At 36.9% G+C, this 21,704-nt stretch carries 17 protein-coding genes; 15 read left to right on the top strand and 2 right to left on the bottom strand.

Annotated features, from left to right (window positions below; translation table 11 throughout):
• From BLE01S_RS18365 to BLE01S_RS18330, 8 genes are all read left to right on the top strand, one after another.
• Positions 1-804 (top strand): FAD-binding oxidoreductase (locus tag BLE01S_RS18365; protein WP_174521749.1); only part of this gene is annotated, 804 nt, incomplete at its 5' end.
• A 402-nt stretch (positions 805-1,206) separates the two neighbouring features.
• Positions 1,207-2,847 (top strand): Ycf46 family AAA ATPase, encoded by a 1,641-nt coding sequence (locus tag BLE01S_RS18360; RefSeq protein WP_231955869.1) that lies wholly within the window; start codon positions 1,207-1,209, stop codon positions 2,845-2,847.
• Positions 2,848-2,874: 27 nt separating this feature from the next.
• The gene (locus tag BLE01S_RS18355; RefSeq protein ID WP_066145835.1) at positions 2,875-3,330 is read left to right on the top strand and encodes a hypothetical protein; all 456 of its coding nucleotides are present in this window, start codon (positions 2,875-2,877) and stop codon (positions 3,328-3,330) included.
• Between the two features lie 9 nt (positions 3,331-3,339).
• Positions 3,340-3,555, top strand: coding sequence for a DUF2997 domain-containing protein (locus BLE01S_RS18350; RefSeq protein WP_066145832.1), 216 nt, complete (start codon positions 3,340-3,342; stop codon positions 3,553-3,555).
• Positions 3,556-4,299 carry a ComEA family DNA-binding protein gene (locus BLE01S_RS18345; protein WP_066145830.1) on the top strand — a complete coding sequence of 248 codons (744 nt, stop codon included), beginning with the start codon at positions 3,556-3,558 and terminating at the stop codon, positions 4,297-4,299. It abuts the gene before it with no gap.
• Positions 4,299-4,922, top strand: coding sequence for a 4Fe-4S single cluster domain-containing protein (locus tag BLE01S_RS18340; protein WP_066145827.1), 624 nt, complete (start codon positions 4,299-4,301; stop codon positions 4,920-4,922). The genes BLE01S_RS18345 and BLE01S_RS18340 overlap by 1 nt, the downstream gene beginning before the upstream one ends.
• 425 nt (positions 4,923-5,347) lie before the next feature.
• On the top strand, positions 5,348-5,971 hold the full coding sequence (locus BLE01S_RS18335) for a hypothetical protein (RefSeq protein WP_066145825.1): 624 nt from the start codon (positions 5,348-5,350) through the stop codon (positions 5,969-5,971).
• Positions 5,972-6,290: 319 nt separating this feature from the next.
• A complete protein-coding gene (locus tag BLE01S_RS18330; RefSeq protein WP_066145822.1) occupies positions 6,291-7,754 on the top strand; it encodes a protein adenylyltransferase SelO in 1,464 nt (487 codons plus the stop codon).
• 58 nt (positions 7,755-7,812) lie between these two features.
• On the opposite strand, the gene BLE01S_RS18325 is transcribed toward BLE01S_RS18330, so the two are convergent.
• Both BLE01S_RS18325 and BLE01S_RS18320 read right to left on the bottom strand, forming a co-directional pair.
• The gene (locus BLE01S_RS18325; RefSeq protein ID WP_066145819.1) at positions 7,813-9,897 is read right to left on the bottom strand and encodes a class I SAM-dependent methyltransferase; all 2,085 of its coding nucleotides are present in this window, start codon (positions 9,895-9,897) and stop codon (positions 7,813-7,815) included.
• Positions 9,898-9,985: 88 nt separating this feature from the next.
• A complete protein-coding gene (locus tag BLE01S_RS18320) occupies positions 9,986-11,176 on the bottom strand; it encodes a coenzyme F420-0:L-glutamate ligase (RefSeq protein ID WP_066145816.1) in 1,191 nt (396 codons plus the stop codon).
• A gap of 113 nt (positions 11,177-11,289) precedes the next feature.
• On the opposite strand from BLE01S_RS18320, the gene BLE01S_RS18315 reads away from it, so the two are divergent.
• From BLE01S_RS18315 to BLE01S_RS18285, 7 genes are all read left to right on the top strand, one after another.
• Positions 11,290-12,198, top strand: a complete 909-nt coding sequence (locus BLE01S_RS18315; RefSeq protein ID WP_066145812.1) for a LysR family transcriptional regulator — start codon at positions 11,290-11,292, stop codon at positions 12,196-12,198.
• A 545-nt stretch (positions 12,199-12,743) separates the two neighbouring features.
• On the top strand, positions 12,744-14,015 hold the full coding sequence (locus BLE01S_RS18310) for an ATP-binding protein (RefSeq protein ID WP_066145809.1): 1,272 nt from the start codon (positions 12,744-12,746) through the stop codon (positions 14,013-14,015).
• A gap of 11 nt (positions 14,016-14,026) precedes the next feature.
• Positions 14,027-14,914, top strand: a complete 888-nt coding sequence (locus BLE01S_RS18305) for a response regulator (RefSeq protein WP_066145806.1) — start codon at positions 14,027-14,029, stop codon at positions 14,912-14,914.
• Between the two features lie 373 nt (positions 14,915-15,287).
• A complete protein-coding gene (locus BLE01S_RS18300) occupies positions 15,288-16,562 on the top strand; it encodes a cation:dicarboxylate symporter family transporter (RefSeq protein WP_066145803.1) in 1,275 nt (424 codons plus the stop codon).
• Between the two features lie 194 nt (positions 16,563-16,756).
• Positions 16,757-18,031 (top strand): MFS transporter, encoded by a 1,275-nt coding sequence (locus BLE01S_RS18295; protein ID WP_066145800.1) that lies wholly within the window; start codon positions 16,757-16,759, stop codon positions 18,029-18,031.
• A gap of 113 nt (positions 18,032-18,144) precedes the next feature.
• A complete protein-coding gene (locus BLE01S_RS18290; RefSeq protein ID WP_066145841.1) occupies positions 18,145-21,357 on the top strand; it encodes a DEAD/DEAH box helicase in 3,213 nt (1,070 codons plus the stop codon).
• Positions 21,358-21,475: 118 nt separating this feature from the next.
• Complete coding sequence (locus tag BLE01S_RS18285) at positions 21,476-21,661, top strand: hypothetical protein (protein ID WP_066145797.1); 186 nt, start codon at positions 21,476-21,478, stop codon at positions 21,659-21,661.
• Positions 21,662-21,704: the final 43 nt, after the last annotated feature.

The following is a 21,704-nucleotide window of genomic DNA, read 5'->3' as shown; positions in this document are numbered from 1 at the left end:
GGGGGGGGGGGGGGGGGAGGAAACTTCGGCATCATTACTTCACTTACATTCAGACTACATGCTATTTCTAATGTATCTATCTTCTCTATTTCATGGGAATGGGAGGATCTGGAGGCAGCATTTCGGGCATGGCAAGATTGGGCACCTCACACAGATGAGCGTTTAACTTCGCAGATTGAATTAAAATCAAAGAAAGCCAATGAAATCATTGCTCAAGGAGTATTTATTGGTTCATCAATTAAGTTAAAGAAGCTTCTCAGGCCTTTAACGACTATTGGCTCACCCAAAAATGCATGGGTAAAGGAAGTTCCGTACATTAGAGCTGTAAAGTTTTTTGATGTACCAAGTGGAAACCAACCAGCCCTTCGTAAAAGATCAGGATCCTTCATTGAAAAGCCTTTACCACCTCAAGCGATCTTAATGATGAAGCAATTTTTAGCAAACGCCCCCAATAGCAATTCGAGTATATGGCATCAATCGCTAGGAGGTGCAGTAGGTAGGGTTGCTTCAGATGACTCGGCTTATTATTATAGAAAAGCTATTACTGCCCAAGAATATATTGCAACATGGGAAAATCGTGATGAAGAAAAGCAAAACATTAGTTGGATAGAAGCGTTAAGGAAAGAATTGTCTCCTTATACAGCTGGTGATTATGTGAATTTTCCGGATCGGTATATAAAAGATTGGCCAAAAGCGTATTATGGAGATAACTTTAGAAGGCTTCGAGAAGTGAAAACGAAATATGATCCATTTAATCTATTCTACTTTCTGCAAAGTATTCCTCCTTATAAGGGATGGTTTTAAATGAAGGCAGATTAATCATTTCAAGCTAATAAGTTGTATGTATGATAAAGGGTAGGGATAATCCAATTCTCTATCCTTTTATGCTTAATTTACTACTAATTTCCCCAATAGATGCAATAAACTAGTAAACTGTTTTTATTGTATAATGAAAGTAAGGAGAGAAGAGCAAGATTGATAATATAATTTTAAACTAAAACTACATACAATAATTAGTTGTGTTTCACGATATATAGAGGCATCAAGAGTCGATCTTATAATATTTATCATTTAGCAGTTGATTCCTCCTATTTATCAAATGAAATTCGTACGGCATGGGCCCAATTATTGGACTTAGAGAAAATCAATCTAAATTAATATTAATTTTTTTATAATCAACTGAATTACATAGTGGGGGGATTAAAAGTGAGTAGTAAGTCTGAAAGAAAGAAGTTAATGGCTAATCTTTTTAAAGCACGTTTTCCTTTTCTCTATTTAGCTACTTGGGAAGAGGGGAGAGCACTTTCGTTTATTCGCTCCATTGCATCTGACGAAGATTTAATAAAGACGCCTAGAAGGGTCATTACTTGGAAAATAACAACAGGTATGTCTGGAGAGGAAAGCAACAAAGCAGGCACAAAATCAGCCCTTAAGGCATTGGAATTTATTGAGGATTATCAAGAGCCTGCTATTTTTGTGCTGCAGGACTTTCATATTTTCTTCGGGGACGTAGGGCGACTTCCGGATGCTCAAGTTATCCGGAAATTAAGGGATATTAGTATTAGTTTGAAACAAAGTTCTAAACCTAAGAATGTTGTGTTTCTGTCACCGAAATTGAAGTTTCCAGATGATCTTGAGAAAGACATTACAATCGTTGATTTTGACCTTCCCACTTTTCAGGAAATAAAGCAAAGTTTAGACGAAATGATTTCATTAAATAAACAGGGCGGTCGTATTGAGATCTCTTTAAATGAAGAGGAAAAGGAAAAACTCGTAAATGCTGCATTGGGACTTACTTTGTCGGAGGCGGAAAATGCATTCGCCCGGGCAATGGTAGAGGACGGACGGCTATCGATTGACGATGTGGAAATCGTCTTAGAAGAAAAAGAGCAAATTATTAAAAAAACGGGCATTTTAGAATTTGTAACTAATAACTTGAATATGGAGGATGTTGGGGGACTTGAGAATTTAAAGCGCTGGCTTCGAAAGCGGGATAAATCATGGTTGGAATCTGCTCAGAAATATGGATTGCCATCTCCAAAAGGAGTACTAATAACAGGAGTACCGGGATGTGGAAAAAGTTTAATTAGTAAAGCGATTAGTGAAATGTGGCAGCTTCCTTTATTAAGGCTTGATATAGGTAAGATATTTAGTGGTGTTGTCGGAAGTAGTGAGGAGAATATGAGACAAGCAATTCAGACAACTGAAGCAATCGCTCCTTCTATTTTATGGATTGATGAAATTGAAAAGGGATTTAGCGGTTTGGGTTCATCAGGAGATAGTGGAACATCTTCACGCATTTTCGGTCAATTTCTGACCTGGATGCAAGAAAAGGTAAAACCTGTATTTGTCATCGCCACGGCTAATGATATTGCGAGCTTGCCTCCTGAAATGTTACGTAAAGGGAGATTTGATGAAATCTTCTTTGTTGATTTGCCGACACATCGTGAAAGGGTTGAAATTTTTAAAGTACATTTAAAGAAAAGATTAATAGATTCGACTGTTACAGGGGATTTTGAAATAACTATTGATAAACTTGATTATCTTGCTAAATTGACGGAAGGGTTTGTTGGTGCCGAAATAGAACAAGTTGTTATTAATGGTTTATTTGAGGCATTTTATGAAGATAGAAGTGTGACGATCAATGACTTTGAAAAAGTATGTAAACAGTTTATTCCATTATCTGTTACACAAGCTGAGCAAATTAAAAGTATTCGCGATTGGGCAAATGTAAGAGCAGTGGCTGCTACTCCGCGTGAAGATCGAGCAGAATACAAAGAAAACGATGAGACAGTTAGCATTGACGATATTAACACTTCACGCGGTGGACGGACGATAGACTTTTAATTATTATAAGGGAAAGGTAGATGGTCAATGAGTATAGAATTATTGCTCATACCAGTTGGAATCGCTGTAGCACATTCAGTTGGAAACCTCATTGAAAAACATAAGCATGGGGAACAAACGTATAAATTAAAAACAGTGATGAAGCGACAATCTTTATTACAAAAGGCGATAGAACAATATGGGTGTGATGTCCATGAAATGAATCAACAAAACTACCAAACTGAGGTAGGAGATATAAAAATTTATTTTCAGCAGGATGAACATGGAGTTTTTGAAGCCGTATTTGATGAAAGTGTTAAAGTAGAAGATGCTGCGGAGTTTATTGATAATTTGCATACGGAGTATAAATATTTTATACAGCAAGAAACGTACCAAAAGCTTTTACAGCAATCGAGCAAACATGGACTTGAGTTAGAAACAGAAGAAATTCATGAAGATCGCTCTATTTTAATGACATTTAATGTGACTAAAACAGATCGTTAGGTGAAAAAAATGTATGATAAAAAAATAAAAATTAAAATAACGGAAGATGGTAAGATTTTTGCCGAGACAATTGGGTTAAAAGGGAAAGATTGTTTGCAGTATATCGAGTTACTTGAAGAACTGCTAGATGCAGAATCGATTGACTCAAACTATACGAACGAATACTTCGAAACTGAAATTCAAACATATCGTCAAAACAACCAGATTATTAGGGAGGAAAAGTGAGTGGCGCAAATCACAAGTAGGGGGAAATTGTGGGAGTACAGAAACTCTATTTGGATGCTATGGGCAATTCTGACGCTCGGTTTTTTCAATTATATTTCTTTCTTTTATACGTCTTATAGAGTGAAGCAAAAGAAATGGTTCATAGCGGGTATTATTTATGCCATTTTATTTTTTATGATGGTAGTGATAACAGAAATTGTTAACCGTGATCATTGGCTTTATGATCTTTTCTTTGCATTATATTTACTCGGATGGATCGCTTCTATTATTCACGTATTTAAAATGAGACCAGAATATCTCTTAAGGCTAGAAGCAAAAGTAACATTTGGGCGTGAAAAGGAACTTGAATCAATGAAACAAATGATTGCTAGAGAATATGGGAAAACAAATGATTCGAGACAGGTAGAAAAGCCGAAAGTTGCAACAATAAAGTCTTTACAGCAAATAAGCCTTGAAGAAGCTGAAAAAGACGAGGAAATAGGATCTGAAGTTGTTCATACTATTGATTTGAATACCGCTACAGAAGAGGAGATTGCAAACGTACCAGGAATAGGTAGTTTATTTGCAAAAAAGATAATTACCGTAAGAAATCAGGAAAAGGGTTTTAAGTCTTTTGAGCATTTTGTTGAAATCCTTTCTGTTAAACCACATCTCATTGAAAAAATAAAACCATATTTTTCATTTTCTGATCAACCTAATCCTGAACAAACGAATAAAATGGAAGGAAGGATAGTGGACTTTTAATGAATCTCATTATTCATCGTTTTTTGCCATTAACTACTGTGGAAGGTCCAGGGAAAAGGTTTTGTCTTTGGGTGCAAGGATGTTCAATCCGTTGTGAAGGTTGTGGCATTCCTTGGACATGGTCAAAGGAAAATGGTAAAACAATTTCTGTTAAAGATCTTTATGAGGAAATTAAAAATAGTAAAAATGAAAACAATATAGAAGGTGTTACATTCCTTGGGGGAGAACCTTTCGATCAGGCTGAGGCATTGGGAAAGTTAGCTCAAATGGTGAAAGAATTAAATTTAACAGTCATGACATTTACTGGATACTTATTTGAGGATTTAAAAACTAGGAAAGAATGCGAGGACTTGCTGACCTCTACAGATTTATTGATTGATGGACCATTTGTAAAAAGTCAACTCGACTTAAGTCGTCCATGGGTAGGCTCATCTAACCAACGTTACCACTTTTTAACGCCTGCATATCAGCATCTTGAAAATGATTTAGAGTCTATTAATAACAAAGTAGAAGTTCGAATTTACGAAGATGGGCTTGTGTCTGTCAATGGAATGGCAACTCAACAAACGCTAAATGAATTATTTGATGTGAATGAGTTTAAAAAACTTAAACTAAAAAAATAGACTAATTAAGAAACCTCAGAAAGTTGTCTGAGGTTTTTCTGGATTTTTATTTTTGTTCATAGTAAACGAGAGGAACATGGATATAAACTAGAGAGAGGAAAAGTAAAAGTTGCTGATCAAGTAACATGCGTCTAAAAGTTACACATGAGACTTGATGATAAAATCGGCTTTTATACTTAATAGGCAGTTGGTTGCCTATGGAAAAAAGCATCAAGAAAATATAATAATGAAGCTAATTATTCTGAAGTTTAATCCGATACATTACCTAGAATGGTTACGGAAGTGATAATTGTATTCCTAATGCTCGCAGAGGACCCGAGGAAACTTCCGAAGATTGGGAATAGAAATTTAAACTGTTTGTTTTGGAAATGAAGAAATAGATGTGTCGTGCAGCAAGATTCTGACAACATAGAGGGGGAATATAAATGAAGAGAATAATGATACTTTTATTACTTGTATTAATTTTGGCGATTACTTCGGCGTGTGGAAAAGAAGAGGAAATTAAAAAAGAAGATGCCGTTAAAGAGGAAGTGGCCACCGCTGAAAAGGAAAAGGGCGTAGAAGTAGAAAAAGGATTATTAAATGTGGAAGTTACATTGCCGAAAGACTTTATTGATGGTGACAATATTGATGATGTTATTGCTGATGCAAAACAAGATGGAGTTAAAGAAGTAACACAGAATGAAGATGGATCACTTACCTACAGGATGTCCAAGTCCGTTTATCGAGATTTGATGAAGGAAATGGAAGAGAATGTTGTTGAATATATCAAAGAAACAAAGACTAGTGAAGATTTTGCTTCTATTAGAGACATTATCCATAATAAATCCTTTTCTGAATTCAAACTAGTAGTTGACCAAGAGACTTTTGAAAACAGCTTTGACGGTTTTGCAGCAATAGGTCTAGGTATGACTGGCTTGTTACATCAAGTATTTGCTGGAACATCGGCAGAGGAGGCTAAGGTAACCATATCTATAGAAGATGCTGACACGGGCAAAGTATTTGATACAATTGTTTATCCTGATGACTTGGATGATCTAGAAGAATAAGACGGAATAAGAAAAGGCAGAAATTAACCAATTCTGTCTTTTTTGATTTACTTCGGGAATTTCTACCCACTCCCATAGGTTAATTTCGTATTTTTGTAAACGAAAAATTTGCTTAAACGAAGGGTAAATGAAATGATGAAATAGGAGTAAAAGTAATTATTTCATTGCATATAAAGACGGTATAATAAGGTTATAAACGTAGACATTAATAAGTGGCTACAAATATATGGCATCTTGTGAAATATAAAAAATCATTAAGGCTTACAATGTTAGTTCCATCATAAAGAACATTATTTAATAAAAGAATAAGGAGTAAAATATGACAAAGAGTAAAGAAACAGGATGGAATTTTGATAATAGTTACGCTAGACTGCCGAAGTTGTTTTTTACTAGTATGAACCCAGATCCTGTACAATCACCAAGGTTGATTATTTTTAATAAGGAAGTGGCTGAATCTCTAGGTTTGAACGTAGAGGCACTGCAAAGTGAAGAAGGAGTTAAGGTGTTTGCAGGAAATAGGATTCCAGAAGGTACGATGCCTCTTGCTCAAGCTTATGCGGGTCATCAATTTGGCCATTTTAATATGTTAGGGGACGGACGAGCAGTGCTGTTAGGTGAGCAGATTTCGCCGGAAGATTTGAAGGTTGATATTCAACTTAAAGGGGCGGGAAGAACACCATACTCTCGCGGAGGCGATGGGCGAGCGGCACTTGGACCGATGCTACGCGAATACATCATTAGCGAAGCGATGCATGCGCTTCATATTCCTACTACACGTAGTTTAGCTGTGGTGACAACTGGGGAATCAATCATTCGTGAAACGGAACTGCCCGGTGCAATTCTAACTCGAGTGGCTGCTAGTCATCTCCGTGTCGGCACTTTTCAATATGCCGCTAAATGGGGAGGGGTAGAGGAACTAAGAGTTCTGGCCGACTATGCTTTAGCGCGTCATTATCCAGATGTTGAAGTAGACGGTAACAAGTATTTGTCATTGCTTGAAGAGGTCATAAAGTGCCAAGCAGGATTAATTGCCAAATGGCAACTTGTTGGCTTTATTCATGGGGTGATGAACACCGATAACATGACCATTAGTGGAGAAACGATTGATTATGGTCCCTGTGCGTTTATGGATGTCTATGACCCTGCAACTGTTTTCAGTTCTATTGATGTGCAAGGTCGCTATGCTTATGGAAATCAGCCTGTCATTGCCGGATGGAACCTAGCGCGATTTGCTGAAACGCTATTGCCACTTTTGCATGATAATATCGAAGAAGCTGTCAAACTGGCTCAGGATAAGATTTCGGGCTTTAACCAGCTATACGAATCTAACTGGCTTGCAGGAATGAGAGCGAAACTTGGGATATTTAACGAAGAAACAGAAGATGAATCGCTCATGAACGACCTTCTGAATATGATGAAAAAGTATCAAGCGGACTATACGAATACTTTCCGCGCATGTACTTTTGATAAATTAGAGGATACCGTCCTGTTTGGAACTGAAGAATTCACTGAGTGGTATGATCGCTGGATTTCGCGACTAGACAGACAGGAGCAGTCGAAAGCTGACTCGCAGCAGCTGATGCGGAACAATAACCCTGCGATCATCCCGCGTAACCATCGAGTAGAGGAAGCACTAACAGCAGCTGTCGAACAAAGCGACTTTCGTGTAATGGAACGGCTTCTTGATGTTCTTTCCAATCCTTATGCATATTCTAGTGAACAAGATGAATATACGACATTACCAGAGTCAACAACACCTTACCAAACATTCTGCGGAACTTAAGCAAGAAAAATTATTAATCCCAAAGCACATCAACCTCAAAGTTGATGTGCTTTGGGATTTACCCCTTTTTTTCAATAACAATAAAACACGTACTATCAGGCAAGCCGATGGACTTCCCATCAACATCCGTTACTTCCACTTTCATTAATAAGTGTTCTTCATATCCATCTTGCAAATAATGTTCAAAAACGGTGATTACAGCCGTTTCTCCCAATGTTTGAGAAATGGCTTCTTTAAACTCACTTGGTGTGAAATATCCAAATTGCTCTTGTACTTCATGAGGGTAGGCTTCCTCTCCCCATGTAAAGGTATAAAGAAATTCCATACAATCATTAATTGGTAAGGAAACAGTTCTTTCGTTTATCCATTCGTATTGAATGTTTCTCCCTTTAAAGTCTTGGACATACCGTTCAAAGAACGCTACATCTGTTATATTTTTAAAACGGAGATGACGGAGTGTTTCTTTCGGTTCAGTCATGATACCATCACGAATAATGATTCTTCCGTTTGGATTCAATGCCTGGAAGGAACTGTGAAGGGCTTGTTCTACTACCTTCGTATTAAATTTTTTCCCCTCGAAAGGAATATAGGAAAACATCTCGTGGAGAATCGATGAAAAGATGATCGTATCTACTTTTTTAGTTCCAACATATGATTGTAAATCGAGCGCGTCTCCCTGAATGACATGCCATTTTCTTTGCTCCCGCTGCTTTTTCTTTTCTAATTCCGCAACTACATTTGAAGCAATATCAATGCCGATGATGTTAGCTTTGGGATGTCGTTTGGAAAGTAAATCCAAGAGGAATCCGCCGCCCGGCCCAATATCTAGCATGGTATCGCCAACCGCATAATCGACAATTTTCCTTTTGAAATCCTGTGAATTATTCATATCTGCAAGATAGGTTTGTTCATTTTGTAAGCGATCATAGGCATCTTTACGGAAGCCAAAGAAGTCATACAGCATAATGATTGCCCGTTCATATAAAGGATGTTTTTCCGCTTCTTGGCAGAACTCGATCAGTTTTTCCCCAGCTTTTGAAAATTGAAAGGATACGCCGACTAATTGCTGTGCGGAGTCATAGGCAAGTACTTGCAAGCAAACATGCTGGTTGTCTGGTAAAGCGTGATGTAAAAGGTTTTCCATGGATAAGTCGGCTAAATATGCCTCAATGATTCGCTTCTTATACAGGTTCACTGACTTTTTCCTTTTATAGTCATAGTGAAGCTCCTTCATTAAAGGTTCAAAGGTAATCTGTCTCACTGTCAAAGAAGAGGAGGAACGGATGAGCAGAAGAAAGATTTTAAAGAATTCTTCTAATGTGAATTCAGACAAAGCAGATTCTACATACCACATATCTGTATTGTGAAAAAAGAGTGATAATCGTTTTTCTATTCCAGGATCAGATAATAATTGTTGTATTTCAAGTTGAAAGTTTTCCCCTTTATGGATAGAACCATAGCGAAGTCGTTCTAGTCGTTCCTTAAAAGGATATTCATTCACTTGTTCACCATAAGAAACCGATTGGACCACTTCTGTTACCTGTTCTTCTATTTGCTCCCATAAATCTGGAGAAACGGCTTCAATAATGCATTGATTAAGGGCATAAAGTAACTCATTAAATGCAGATGGTGAGAACATCTTTAAGTGAACAAATTTAGAAAGAGGAAGCATTTGTTGAAAACGAACTTCTCCACGAATGTATTGACCTACTAAACCATGTGTCAAAATAAGGGTGTAAATTACCTCTTCTTTAAATAAATCTCGATCTGAAAAATCCATTTTTATTTGTTCATCCGCATAAATATGTGCGGATGCGATATTATGTATTGCTAACGGATATCCTTGTTTTTCCCATTCCATGCGAATGTCGTGGGATCCGCATTTAGCTACTTCGCTCCATTTCAGGACATCTTCGAGGATTTGTTTATGTTCAAGGGAAATATCTAAACGATTCAATACTTGCAGAGTTCGTTCGGTATATTGCAAAACAGGGTGCTCTCCAATATCTGATAAGGACTGAACTTGTTCTAGATTAATATTCTTTTGTTCTGTCACATAAAGATAGTTCAACCATTTTTCCTTCTTCAATACACTTTTATTTCCATATTTCAATTGTTGAATGGACTGTAAGGATTCTAGCATATTCGCCATCCTTTCTAAGTCGAAATTAGAATAGAGTGAGTGCCAGGCACCCAAACAATTCAGAATTGTTCGGGTGCCTGGCACTTAATTATTTTGTAAAGTTGTCAAAATACCCTTGTATAAACACGATTGGTGTACCTTTGTCTCCACTGCCCGAAGTTAAATCGGATAGGGAGCCGATTAGATCAGTTAGTTTTCTAGGTGTTGTTCCTTGAGATTCCATGGAGCCTACAAGGTCTTCGTCCTTATCGTTAATAAATTGGGATATCGCTTGTTTTAGTTCATCCCCTCTTAAATCTGCAAAGTTATTATCAGCGAGATATTTTAACTTTACTTCATTAGGTGTGCCATCGAGACCTGCTGTGTAAGCTGGTGATACAACTGGATCAGCGAGCTCCCAAATTTTCCCTACTGGATCTTTGAATGCCCCATCTCCATAAACCATTACTTCTACATTTTTCCCAGTTTTCTCTTTAAGCATATGCTGGATATGATCAACAGTAGGTTGGCAATTACGTGGGAAAAGTTTTACGCCATCTTCTGTTGATTTATTTGATCCGAGTAGGCCATAATCCTCATTATACCCACTACCATCAACGGATTCCGATAAGATATCATCCAGACCATATACTTTATCTCCGCCATTTGCTTTCAATATCTTCTTTGTTCTAAATCTTGTATGAACATCGCAAGCAAGAACGCTTTTAGTATAGTCTAAAATTGTTTTAGGGTTATTGGAGAATATAACTTCACATTCAATTCCATATTCATTCACTAGCGATTTATAGTATTCAATATAATCAACACCAGTAAAAGGATGTTTTTTATAACCAAAATGGTTGCGAAATTGCTTTTCAGTTAAAACATCTGTCCAAGGATTTACTCCTTTGTCATCAAGTGTATCAATATCGACTAAATGATTGCCGACTTCATCTGATGGATAACTAAGCATTAGTACAATTTTTTTAGCTCCTTTGGCAATACCACGGAGACAGTTTGCAAAACGATTACGACTTAAAATTGGGAATATGACGCCAACAGTATCATCTTCAAATTTTAAGTGAACATCTTTAGCGATATGATCGATAGTAGCATAATTACCTTGCGCACGAGCAACGATTGATTCCGTTAGAGTAACGATGTCTTTGTCTTCAATTGTAAAGCCTTCCACTTCTGAAGCTTTAAGTATGCTATCTACCACGATTTCTTCAATATTGTCCCCTTGGTTGATGATTGGGCAACGAAGGCCCCTAACGACAGTTCCGACTACGCGTTCCATTTGATCGCTCCTTATAACTATTAAAGTTAAATTATTACCTACTTGTAATATACATTAATTTGATGGTATAAGTAAAATGACTATATCAAATGATAGGCATAAGGGGTGCTTATATGGTAAGTAAATTAGATTTGTATAAAGTATTTTGTAAGGTAGGGAAAAGTGAAAGTTTTTCTAAGGCAGCAAAAGGTCTTTATATGACACAACCGGCCGTTAGCCAAGCAATCATGCAATTAGAAAGGGAATTAGATACACGTCTTTTCAATAGAACACCCAAAGGAGTCACACTAACAAATGAAGGAAGCCTTTTATTTGAATATGTAAATTCAGCAATTAATTTAATTGATGCCGGAGAAGAAAAGATTCTTGAATTTAAAAATTTAACGACGGGTGAGTTAACGATAGGAGTAGGAGATACAATTTCTAGATATTTTTTACTTCCATATTTAGAAGCCTTCCATAATAAATATCCAAATATCAAGTTCAAAATAGTGAATGGTACAACAATAGAGATCTGTTCCATTTTAAAGTCTGGGGAAGTTGATATTGCCATTTGTAATTTTCCGCTTGATGATCCCTCGTTAGAATTAAGGCCATGCATTGATATCCATGATATTTTTGTTTGTGGAGAGAAATATAAACATTTACTATCCAGCCCATTAAGTCTGGAAGAAATAATAAAACTGCCACTAATATTACTGGAACCGAAATCGAATTCAAGAAAATATGTAGAGAATTATATGATATCTAAAGGTATAAAAATTTCCCCGGAATTTGAATTAGGATCATTTGATTTATTACTGGAATTTGCCAAAATTAATTTAGGGATAGCATGTGTGACGAGAGAGTTTTCCCAAGAGTATTTAAATAAAGGCATATTATATGAGGTGAAAATAAAAGAGGAAATCCCTAAAAGGAGTATAGGAGTGTGCTTTTTAAAAAGTGTACCACTATCACCAGCATCAACCAAATTTGTGGAGATCATAGAAAATAAACAGTTAAAAGTATTCGGAGGCAACTAGGAAAGATTATTATTTAATATGAATTTCAGGTAAATGTTTAAATTCCCAAATGATTTAGACCCGATCCGTATGAAGATGCTATGTTGCCTCTATTGCTCAACACCTGAAAATGACAATAGCCAGTAAAAGCGATGAGACGGCCAGTAAGTCGAGTGTAATGGCTAGTAAAATTTGTAGGACGGCCAGTAAAAGCATGAGTACCGCCTGTAACCCGCTGATAACGGCTTGTAAGTGATTTATTTTTCATTAAAGCAATAAAAATATTCAGGGTTTACGGCCATAATAAAGCAATAACCATTTACATTTATTCATTACTAGCTTAAGAATGTCAATAGCCTCTAGATTCCATGTAATAGTCCTTTCTCTCCAATATAATCCAAAGGCTTTTATTTAGAAAATCCAAAGTAATTTACAGTACATATGTTTAATAGGCATAAGGAATGAAATCTACATTATTTACTATCTAAAATGGATATTTTACTCCAAACAACTTAAAATAATGATTAGGCACACACTATTATTCATTACTGACACAGGAGAAATCAATGTTTACAAAACATATAGCTTTAAATGATAGGTATAAGAAAACCAATGGCCTATTATTGCTTCTTATAGCTTTATTGACTGCCATTGCTAGTGAATTTAAAGTAGTTCCTTTCAACGGCGAAGAATTTCGTTTCGGCTTAGGGAGTATTACTTTCTTTCTACTTATCCTTATTCGGCCTCCAGTGTCACTTGTACGAGCTGGAATTGTTACAGGTATAACTGTCGTTTGTTTTCGTCTATTCGGGGATGTATTGCTTAGTGAAGTATCTATGTCAATAAGCTTAAAAAATCATTTACCGGCTTTTTTGTTTTATTTTTTATTTGCAATCGGATTAAGTATCATACGAATCGAAAAATATAAGATAGCGCCGCTTCTTTTAGGAGCGTGGGCTGCAGGATTTGAAATTGTTGGTAACGGTGTAGAGCACCTTGTGCGTTACTGGTTATTGGATCATAAAAATTTAGGTTTTCAAGAATGGGCTTTATTATGTGGAGTAGCAGTATTTAGAAGCTTTTTTGTAGTAGGGTTATATAGCTCAATCACTGTTGCGGAACAAAAGAAACAAATGCAAGAGATGCTGGGAGTCGGTTCAGAGCTATATGCCGAAACACTATATTTGCAGAAATCAATGAATCATATGGAGAATGTGACTGCTTCTAGCCATGACTTATATCGAAAATTAAAAAAGAATAATTTGAAGGAATTAAGTGTACAAGCACTACTGATTGCCCAAGAAATACACGAAGTAAAAAAGGATTCACAACGAATTTTGTCAGGGCTTACTAAAATAACTGAACAAAAAAAGGATGCGCATCTCTTACTTTCAGATGTGCTACACCTCGTTGTGAATGCAAATGAAAATTATAGTGAAATGTTGAAGAAAAGTATAAGTTTTCATTTCACCTCTTCCGTTGACTTCGAAACAGATTTACATATTCCGCTGCTTGCATTATTGAATAATCTTACTGCTAATGCGGTCGAGTCTATTAAGAATAAAGGTAATATCATTCTATCGGTATTCGAGGAATCAGAACAGACCTGCTTTATCATAAAAGATTCAGGCAAAGGTATTCCTAAGGAAGATGTGTCCATCATTTTCGAACCTGGATATACAACGAAATTTAACGACCACGGTGTTGCTGCAACGGGGATTGGTCTATCGCATGTACAAGAAATTATTCAAACGTTAAAAGGGAATATTCAATTAGAGCTACCAGGGGAAGGGACAATCTTCCACATTAGAATTCCAACAAAAAATATTAGAAAGTGAGTTGAAAAAAGCTGCGATATTTTATTGTAGATGATGATAAAGCGAGCCGAAAAATGCTAAGAAAAGTTATAACAGAAGGAGAGCTTGGCGTGGTAATTGGTGAAGCAGAAAGTGGAGTAAAGTCCCTCTCACCGATTCTCTCCACTCATCCTGATGTTGTCTTGATAGATTTGTTAATGCCCGAACTAGACGGAATTGAAACGGTAGCACAATTGAGAACAGAAGGGTTTCGTGGGCAATTTATTATGATTTCACAAATTGAAAATAAAGAAATGGTTGGGGAGGCTTATGAAAAGGGAGTAGAATTTTTTATTCATAAGCCAATTAATCGTGTCGAAGTGTACAGTGTATTAAAAAAAACAGCAGAACAATTTCGTCTGAAAAATTCTCTAATGGAAATTCGCGAATCATTGGCACATATGGAGCCGTCTAAAATGCCGCAAAAACAAAAAAGTGTGAAGGAAATCGTTTTGTCGATATTAAATGATATGGGAATTATCGGGGAAGTTGGGAGTGATGATATTGTATCGATCATGGAAGTGCTCATGGAACGTACTGAGAGAGTTGCCCAATTACCTCCTTTAAAAGACTTATATGAGGAAGTAGCGCGTAGGTCAGCATCGCCTTCGAATATAAAAAAGGAATGTAAAGCAATGGAACAGCGTATCCGTAGAACCATTCAGACCGCAGTCAATAATTTAGCTTCATTAGGAACAATTGATTACGCCAACCCGGAGTTTGAATATTATGCGCCTCGTTTCTTTGACTTTCAAGAAATAAGAAATCGGATGAAATATATAAAAGAAGGTAGTAGTGGTCCAACTAAAGTAAAAATTAATAGCAAAAAGTTCCTCCAAGTGTTATATCATGAAACGGAAGATAAATACCTTCAATCCTAAATGCTACGAGTCGTCGGGCACTAGGCGCTAGAAACTAGGAAAAGCGTAAGTTGCCCGCTAAGCGATGTGCAAAATAGCTATAAGAATAGGGATAGCCTTATTGTGTAATTAGAGAAGGATTCTTTTAACTCTCCCAACTTATCAGACCGAGAAAAAGGAAGTATACTAGCGCATGAAGTTAGATAAAGAAAACTGAGCTATATAAAGGCTATCTCTCCCTTATTTTCCTTGAAAAACTACCTCCACTTAAAGAAAAGTCCAGAAGAAAAATGTCGGATCTTGTCGGATTCAATAGGTTGCCGGTAATATATTGGATAAGCTTATTTTTTTACGAAGAATGCGTTTCCAATAGATAGAAAGAGGTGACTTATTGATGAGGAAAAAGTTCAAATTTACTTTGGCCTATCAAATTCTAGCTGGTTTGATTTTGGGAATTATTATCGGCGCGGTCTTTTTCGGCGATCCTGCCGTAGAAAAATATTTACAACCGATCGGTACAATGTTTTTGAATATGATTAAAATGATAGTTGTACCAATTATCATTTCTACTTTAATTGTTGGTGTTGCTGGTACGGGTGATATAAAACAATTAGGTAAACTAGGCGGAAAGACGCTGCTTTATTTTGAAATTGTAACAACAATTGCTATTCTTGTCGGTTTGCTTTCAGCAAATATTTTCAAGCCAGGTGTCGGTTTGGATATTTCTAGCTTGACTAAAGGTAATATTGATCAATATATTCAAACAACTAATGAAGTACAAAGCAATGGATTTATGGATATTATTGTTAATATTGTACCAAGCAATATTATTGAATCTATGGCAGCGGGCGATATGCTTGCTATCATCTTCTTTTCCGTCTTATTCGGTTTAGGGATAGCGGCGATTGGCGAAAAAGGAAAGCCAGTTCTTGCTTTCTTCCAAGGTACTGCGGATGCTATGTTCTGGGTGACAAATCTTATCATGAAATTTGCTCCATTCGGTGTATTTGCTTTAATTGGAGTAACAGTATCCAAGTTTGGTTTGGAATCATTAATCCCACTTGGAAAGTTAATGATTCTCGTATATGCAACGATGGCCTTTTTCATTGTTGTCGTGCTTGGGGTAATTGCGAAGATCTGTGGCATAAATATTTTCCACATTATTAAAGTGCTGAAAGATGAGCTTATTTTAGCTTATTCCACATCAAGTTCCGAGACGGTATTGCCAAAAGTGATGCAAAAAATGGAGCGATTTGGATGTCCGAAAGACATTGTTTCATTTGTTATACCAACGGGTTATTCATTTAACTTGGACGGATCCACACTATATCAAGCACTTGCGGCAATTTTTATTGCACAAATGTACGGGATTGATTTAAGTATTATAGAACAAATAACATTGATGTTAGTATTAATGGTTACATCAAAAGGAATAGCTGGTGTACCAGGAGTTTCCTTCGTTGTTCTATTGGCTACCCTAGGAACTGTAGGCATCCCACTTGAGGGACTTGCATTTATTGCTGGGATTGACCGAATTCTAGATATGGCACGCACAGTCGTTAATGTAGTCGGCAATGCTTTAGCTACAGTCGTTATGTCTAAATGGGAAGGCCGATTTGATATGGAAAAAGAACGAGAATACTATGCTTCAGTTAAAAGAATTGCTTAAGAGTTAATTGAACTTTTATGGAATTGATTCAAGGAAGATTTCTAAAAAAATTTATCAAAGAAAAAGTGTCAGTCCTATTTTATTAGGAGCTGACACTTTTTCTTTGATGAATGAAAGTGCAATAGTAAATTCACGATGGAAAATTAGGGGTATAATATGAATAGAATAAAAGCTAACAACAGGAGTAGTGACTAGTGGATAAACAAAATAGCAAGTATAGATGGGTTGTTTTTGCGGCAGTATTATTTACGTATTTTTTAATTGTGAGTCAGAGAACAGCACCAGGATTAATTTCAGATCAATTGATGAAGGATTTCAAACTTACAGCTTCTACAATTGGATTACTTACGAGTATTCAATTTTTGGCATACGCCAGTTTGCAAATTCCGATTGGGATATTAACTGATCGTTTTGGGCCGAATCTATTCCTTATTGCTGGGGCATTGCTCAATGGGATAGGTACTTTAATTTATAGTCTCGCACCTAATGAAATGGTGCTTTTTATCGCTAGATTAATGGTGGGAATGGGAGATGCGACCATTTGGGTCAGTGTGGTTTTGATATTAAGTCAGTGGTTTAAGGTAAAGGAGTTTATTGGATTACTCGGCCTTGCTGGGATGACTGGTAGCTTGGGCTTTTTGATGGCAACGGTCCCCTTTTCAGCATGGATTACTTTATCAGGTTGGAGAGCGCCGTTTTTTATAGTAGGAATGATCCTATGTCTTTGTGGATTGCTTCTGTATGTAGTACTTGTGGACCAACCAAGAAGAAGGATGAAAAACCAACCTCATTTATCTCCAGTTAAAAAGGAGAGGGAAAGAGAGAAAACGTTAGTAATGTTAAGGCGTATATTTTCTAATCGTCAAGCATGGGCAACTTTTTTATGTCACTTTGGGCTTGTTGGTACTTATGTAGGGTTTATTGGTTCATGGGCCGTGCCTTATGGAATACAAGTGTATGGAATGACACGTTCAGATGCGAGTCAGCTTATCATGATCGGGCTGATTGGTGCAATTGTTGGGGCACCTCTCACAAGTTGGATTGCCAGTCGTTTAGAATCGTTTAAACGACCGTATGTTGTTGTACATATGATCATTTTTTTAAGTTGGGCAGCATTGTTTTTATTTAGTGGAAAGCCGCCGTACTTCATGCTCATTATTCTTTTTTTAATAATTGGTTTCGGGAATGGGGCAAGTGCATTAACATTTGCAATCGTTCGACAATCTTTTGATATAAAAGAGGTTGGTGTTGTTTCAGGGTTTGCCAATACAGGAGGCTTTTTAAGTGCCGTCTTATTACCAAGTATATTCGGAAAAGTATTAGACTATTTTCAAGCCTCTACAAGTAGTGTTGGATATCATTACGGTTTTATTATTCCAGTTTTATTTTCCATGATTGGTTTAATCGGGGGATTACTCATTAAAGAGCAACGTCAGGAGGCAAATAAATCTAGTAAGTTGATGGTTTAACTTTACTCTATTTGTAATCATGCATGCACTTTCCTTTTTAGTGTTTCGATGAGCAGAAGGCGCCAATAAGCATGGATATAAGCAGAAAATTTCCTTTGGAAGGAGCGAGGCATGTGAATATAAAATTAAATCATAAGATCATTAAAGATATGTGTGGTGCGGTCTCCTTCAAAAGAGGAGAAGCTTTTTATCGTGCGAATAAAGTAATAATGGAAAATTGGGGACCCGATGGTTGTGAAGCAACAGTTACGGGAGCGGAAGATTTTCATGTCACCATAAAAAAGGATGAGGGAGGCGATTTACGTACGAAATGCAGTTGCCCTGTACTGGCTTCCTTTCAACTAGATTGTCAGCATATTGCAGCTGTTTTATTATCGATATATGGATCTCAACAGCAAGGTAAATTAGATACTAGTTCAAATGAAAATACCTCCAATCAAGAACTAACAGAGGGTTTATTAACACTTTTTAATACTCGACCTATCCGTTCAAGTGGTCATCAGCTTCACTTTGAAAATAGAAAGATGCTTGATGTAGCGTTCACATGTCAACCTGTTAGGATAGAAAATAATTGGCATATGTTCGGGATAAAGGTAAAGATCGGCTCGACTAATGTGCGAAATATTAGGGAGTATCTGGAGCATATGAGAGATGGACAAGCTTACGTCCTTTCTAAGTCTTTCACGTACAGTCCCAATCTTCATTGCTTTCAAAAAGAAACAGATGTTGTGCTTCATCAGCTTATTCAAATTATTCTTGATGAAAAGGTATATATGGATGCATTGCCGGATAAATCAGCCTATGTAAGCGATCAGCATTTATTATTGATCCGGCCTTCTTCTTGGGACAGGTTAATTCCCCTACTGGAAAAGGCACCATTAGTGGAGGTAGAGTATGATGGAAATTTATATACTGGTCTTCGCTTATCAAATGAACTACTTTCCATACAGTTTGAATTTGCCAAAACGAGAGAACAGCGCTATCAACTGAAGATCGACGGACTAACGCAAATGATTTTATTGCATTCATATAGGTCCGTTTTATCGGAAGGAAAACTAATAAAATTGAAAAATGATAATTATAAGCGTCTCTCAGAGTTAAAAAGATTGCTTAATGAGTCAGGAACGAATCAAATTTTAATACCACAAAAGCAAGTCACTGTTTTTCTGGAAAAAGTGGTGCCCGGTTTAAAGAAGTTAGGCAGTGTACATATAGCTGAAAATGTAAATGATCAGTTTGTTAAAACACCGTTAATTGCCAAATTGTACTTAGATCGTGTGAAAGATCGTTTGCTTGTTGGAGTAGAGTTTCATTATGAAAACATTATGATTAACCCGCTGGAACATGAACGCACTCTCCAGGCAAGCTCTACTCTCGTTAGAGATGTTGAGAAGGAAGACGAGATCTTGCGGCTGCTAGATGAGAGCTTGCTTACTAAGACGGACGGCGGGTACTTTATGCATAATGAAGATTTGGAGTATGCATTTTTATATAATATCGTTCCTAAGTTGCAAAAGCTTGCGCAAATATATGCAACTACCGCTGTTAAAAATAGGATATTTAAAGGGAATGTTCGTCCGAAAATTAGGATTAAGATGAAAAAAGAGAGAACTAATTGGTTGGAATTTAAGTTTGAAATGGATGGTATTCCCGAAGAACATATACGTGATATTTTGTTAGCGTTAGAAGAAAAACGGAAATACTATCGATTGGGGAACGGATCCATTCTTTCATTAGAGACAAGAGAGTTTGAAGAAATGAAAGGCTTCTTGCATACTCTTCCAGAACATAATGAAGAATTGGAAAAGGGATGGAAGGTACCAATTGTACGAGGTCTTCAGCTACTTGATTCCGTTGATAATCGTGATGCATTCACATTAGAAAAATCATTTTCTCGGTTTTTGGAGCATATTCAAAATCCAAGCAGTTTGACATTCGATATACCTAAAAGTTTGGATCCGATATTAAGAGGCTATCAAAAACATGGATATAAATGGATGAAGTCACTTGCTTACTATGGATTCGGTGGGATTCTCGCAGATGATATGGGACTGGGTAAAACGCTACAAAGCATTACATTTATTTTATCCGAGTTACCGAATATACGTAAAAAGAAGCATCCTGTTCTTATCGTATGTCCATCTTCCCTAACATATAATTGGCTGAATGAATTCATGAAATTTACTCCAGACATACAGGCGATTGTAGTTGATGGTAATCAGAAAGAACGATCCATTATGCAGAAAGAAGCGAGAGATATGGACGTTCTCATTACCTCCTACCCGTTGTTACGCAGCGACATCATGTGGTACGAGAAACAGTTTTTTCATACTGTTTATTTTGATGAAGCACAGGCATTTAAGAATCCCGTCACACAAACAGCAAAAGCGGTGCAGAAGATCCAAGCGGATAATCGCTTCGCCCTCACTGGTACACCGATAGAGAATTCCTTGGAAGAGCTATGGTCTATTTATCGGGTTGTCTTTCCCGAATTATTTCAGGGGTTTAAAGAATACAGTAATCTTCCGAGGAAGACAATTGCTCGAAGGATTAACCCATTTTTACTCCGCAGATTGAAAAAGGATGTACTTTCAGAGCTTCCGAAAAAAGTGGAAGCATTGGAATCAACAGAGTTGCTTCCTGATCAGAAGAAGTTATATGCTGCCTATTTGGCTAAACTTAGACATGACACATTGAAACATCTCGATAAGGATACACTCCGGAAAAATCGGATCAAAATTTTGGCTGGTTTGACTCGGCTGCGACAGATTTGTTGTCACCCAGCCTTATTTGTTGATGGGTATAAAGGAAGCTCTGGTAAATTTGAACAGCTTCTACAGATTTTAGAGGAATCGAGGAATTCGGGGAGAAGGGTGTTGATATTCTCTCAGTTTACGAAAATGCTTGGCCTTATAGGAAGAGAGTTAGCGAGTCAAGGGCGACATTTCTTCTATCTTGATGGACAAACTCCATCAGAAGAACGATTGAAAATTTGTAGTCGATTCAATGCAGGGGAACGTGATCTTTTTCTCATTTCATTGAAAGCAGGCGGTACAGGTCTTAATCTAACAGGTGCAGATACAGTTATTTTATATGACATATGGTGGAACCCTGCAGTGGAGGAGCAAGCAGCTGATCGTGCGCATCGCATCGGTCAGACAAACGTTGTACAAGTCATCAAACTTGTTGCCCGCGGTACGATAGAAGAAAAGATCAATGAATTGCAAGAAAAAAAGAGGCATTTAGTGGAGGAAATTATCGATTCTGAAGAAAAAGCATCAACTACTTTTACTGAAGAAGATATTAAGGAAATATTGATGATATAGAAAAGTTAATTGGCTGGATGCTTTGCACTTTTGATTATAGAAGCGGGACGTATATCGTCAATAGTTATCTGTGTTATAGTTATAGGATTAGTTTAGTGATTGAAAGGAGCTGATTTCTTTGAAGTATGTGAAATCGCAAATGAAACAGCTGGTCAAGGATAATAAAGATTTACAAAAGCGTCTGAAGGATATGATGCAAGAACATGACCTTGAGAAAAACTTTGCCTTAAAAGCTTTGTACCATTCAGAAGTTGCTGAAGGTGGGAAATATCAATTAGCTTATCAAGAATTAGAGCGGCTTTAAAATATGACCGCGAAAGTAGTGGCCAATTTTGACAATGAAGCTT

This window comes from Lederbergia lenta NBRC 16444, from assembly GCF_001591545.1.
GTDB lineage: Bacteria > Bacillota > Bacilli > Bacillales > Bacillaceae_C > Lederbergia > Lederbergia lenta.
Note: the sequence above shows the minus strand (reverse complement) of the source record. Positions and strands in the feature narration are given on the sequence as shown.

Bases quoted from the DNA above. Each gene is read 5' to 3' on its own strand.
- BLE01S_RS18315 (WP_066145812.1), top strand. From the start codon at position 11,290: ATGGTAAGTAAATTAGATTTGTATAAAGTATTTTGTAAGGTAGGGAAA.
- BLE01S_RS18310 (WP_066145809.1), top strand. From the start codon at position 12,744: ATGTTTACAAAACATATAGCTTTAAATGATAGGTATAAGAAAACCAAT.
- BLE01S_RS18340 (WP_066145827.1), top strand. From the start codon at position 4,299: ATGAATCTCATTATTCATCGTTTTTTGCCATTAACTACTGTGGAAGGT.
- BLE01S_RS18325 (WP_066145819.1), bottom strand. From the start codon at position 9,897: ATGCTAGAATCCTTACAGTCCATTCAACAATTGAAATATGGAAATAAA.
- BLE01S_RS18320 (WP_066145816.1), bottom strand. From the start codon at position 11,176: ATGGAACGCGTAGTCGGAACTGTCGTTAGGGGCCTTCGTTGCCCAATC.
- BLE01S_RS18300 (WP_066145803.1), top strand. From the start codon at position 15,288: ATGAGGAAAAAGTTCAAATTTACTTTGGCCTATCAAATTCTAGCTGGT.
- BLE01S_RS18330 (WP_066145822.1), top strand. From the start codon at position 6,291: ATGACAAAGAGTAAAGAAACAGGATGGAATTTTGATAATAGTTACGCT.
- BLE01S_RS18355 (WP_066145835.1), top strand. From the start codon at position 2,875: ATGAGTATAGAATTATTGCTCATACCAGTTGGAATCGCTGTAGCACAT.
- BLE01S_RS18350 (WP_066145832.1), top strand. From the start codon at position 3,340: ATGTATGATAAAAAAATAAAAATTAAAATAACGGAAGATGGTAAGATT.
- BLE01S_RS18335 (WP_066145825.1), top strand. From the start codon at position 5,348: ATGAAGAGAATAATGATACTTTTATTACTTGTATTAATTTTGGCGATT.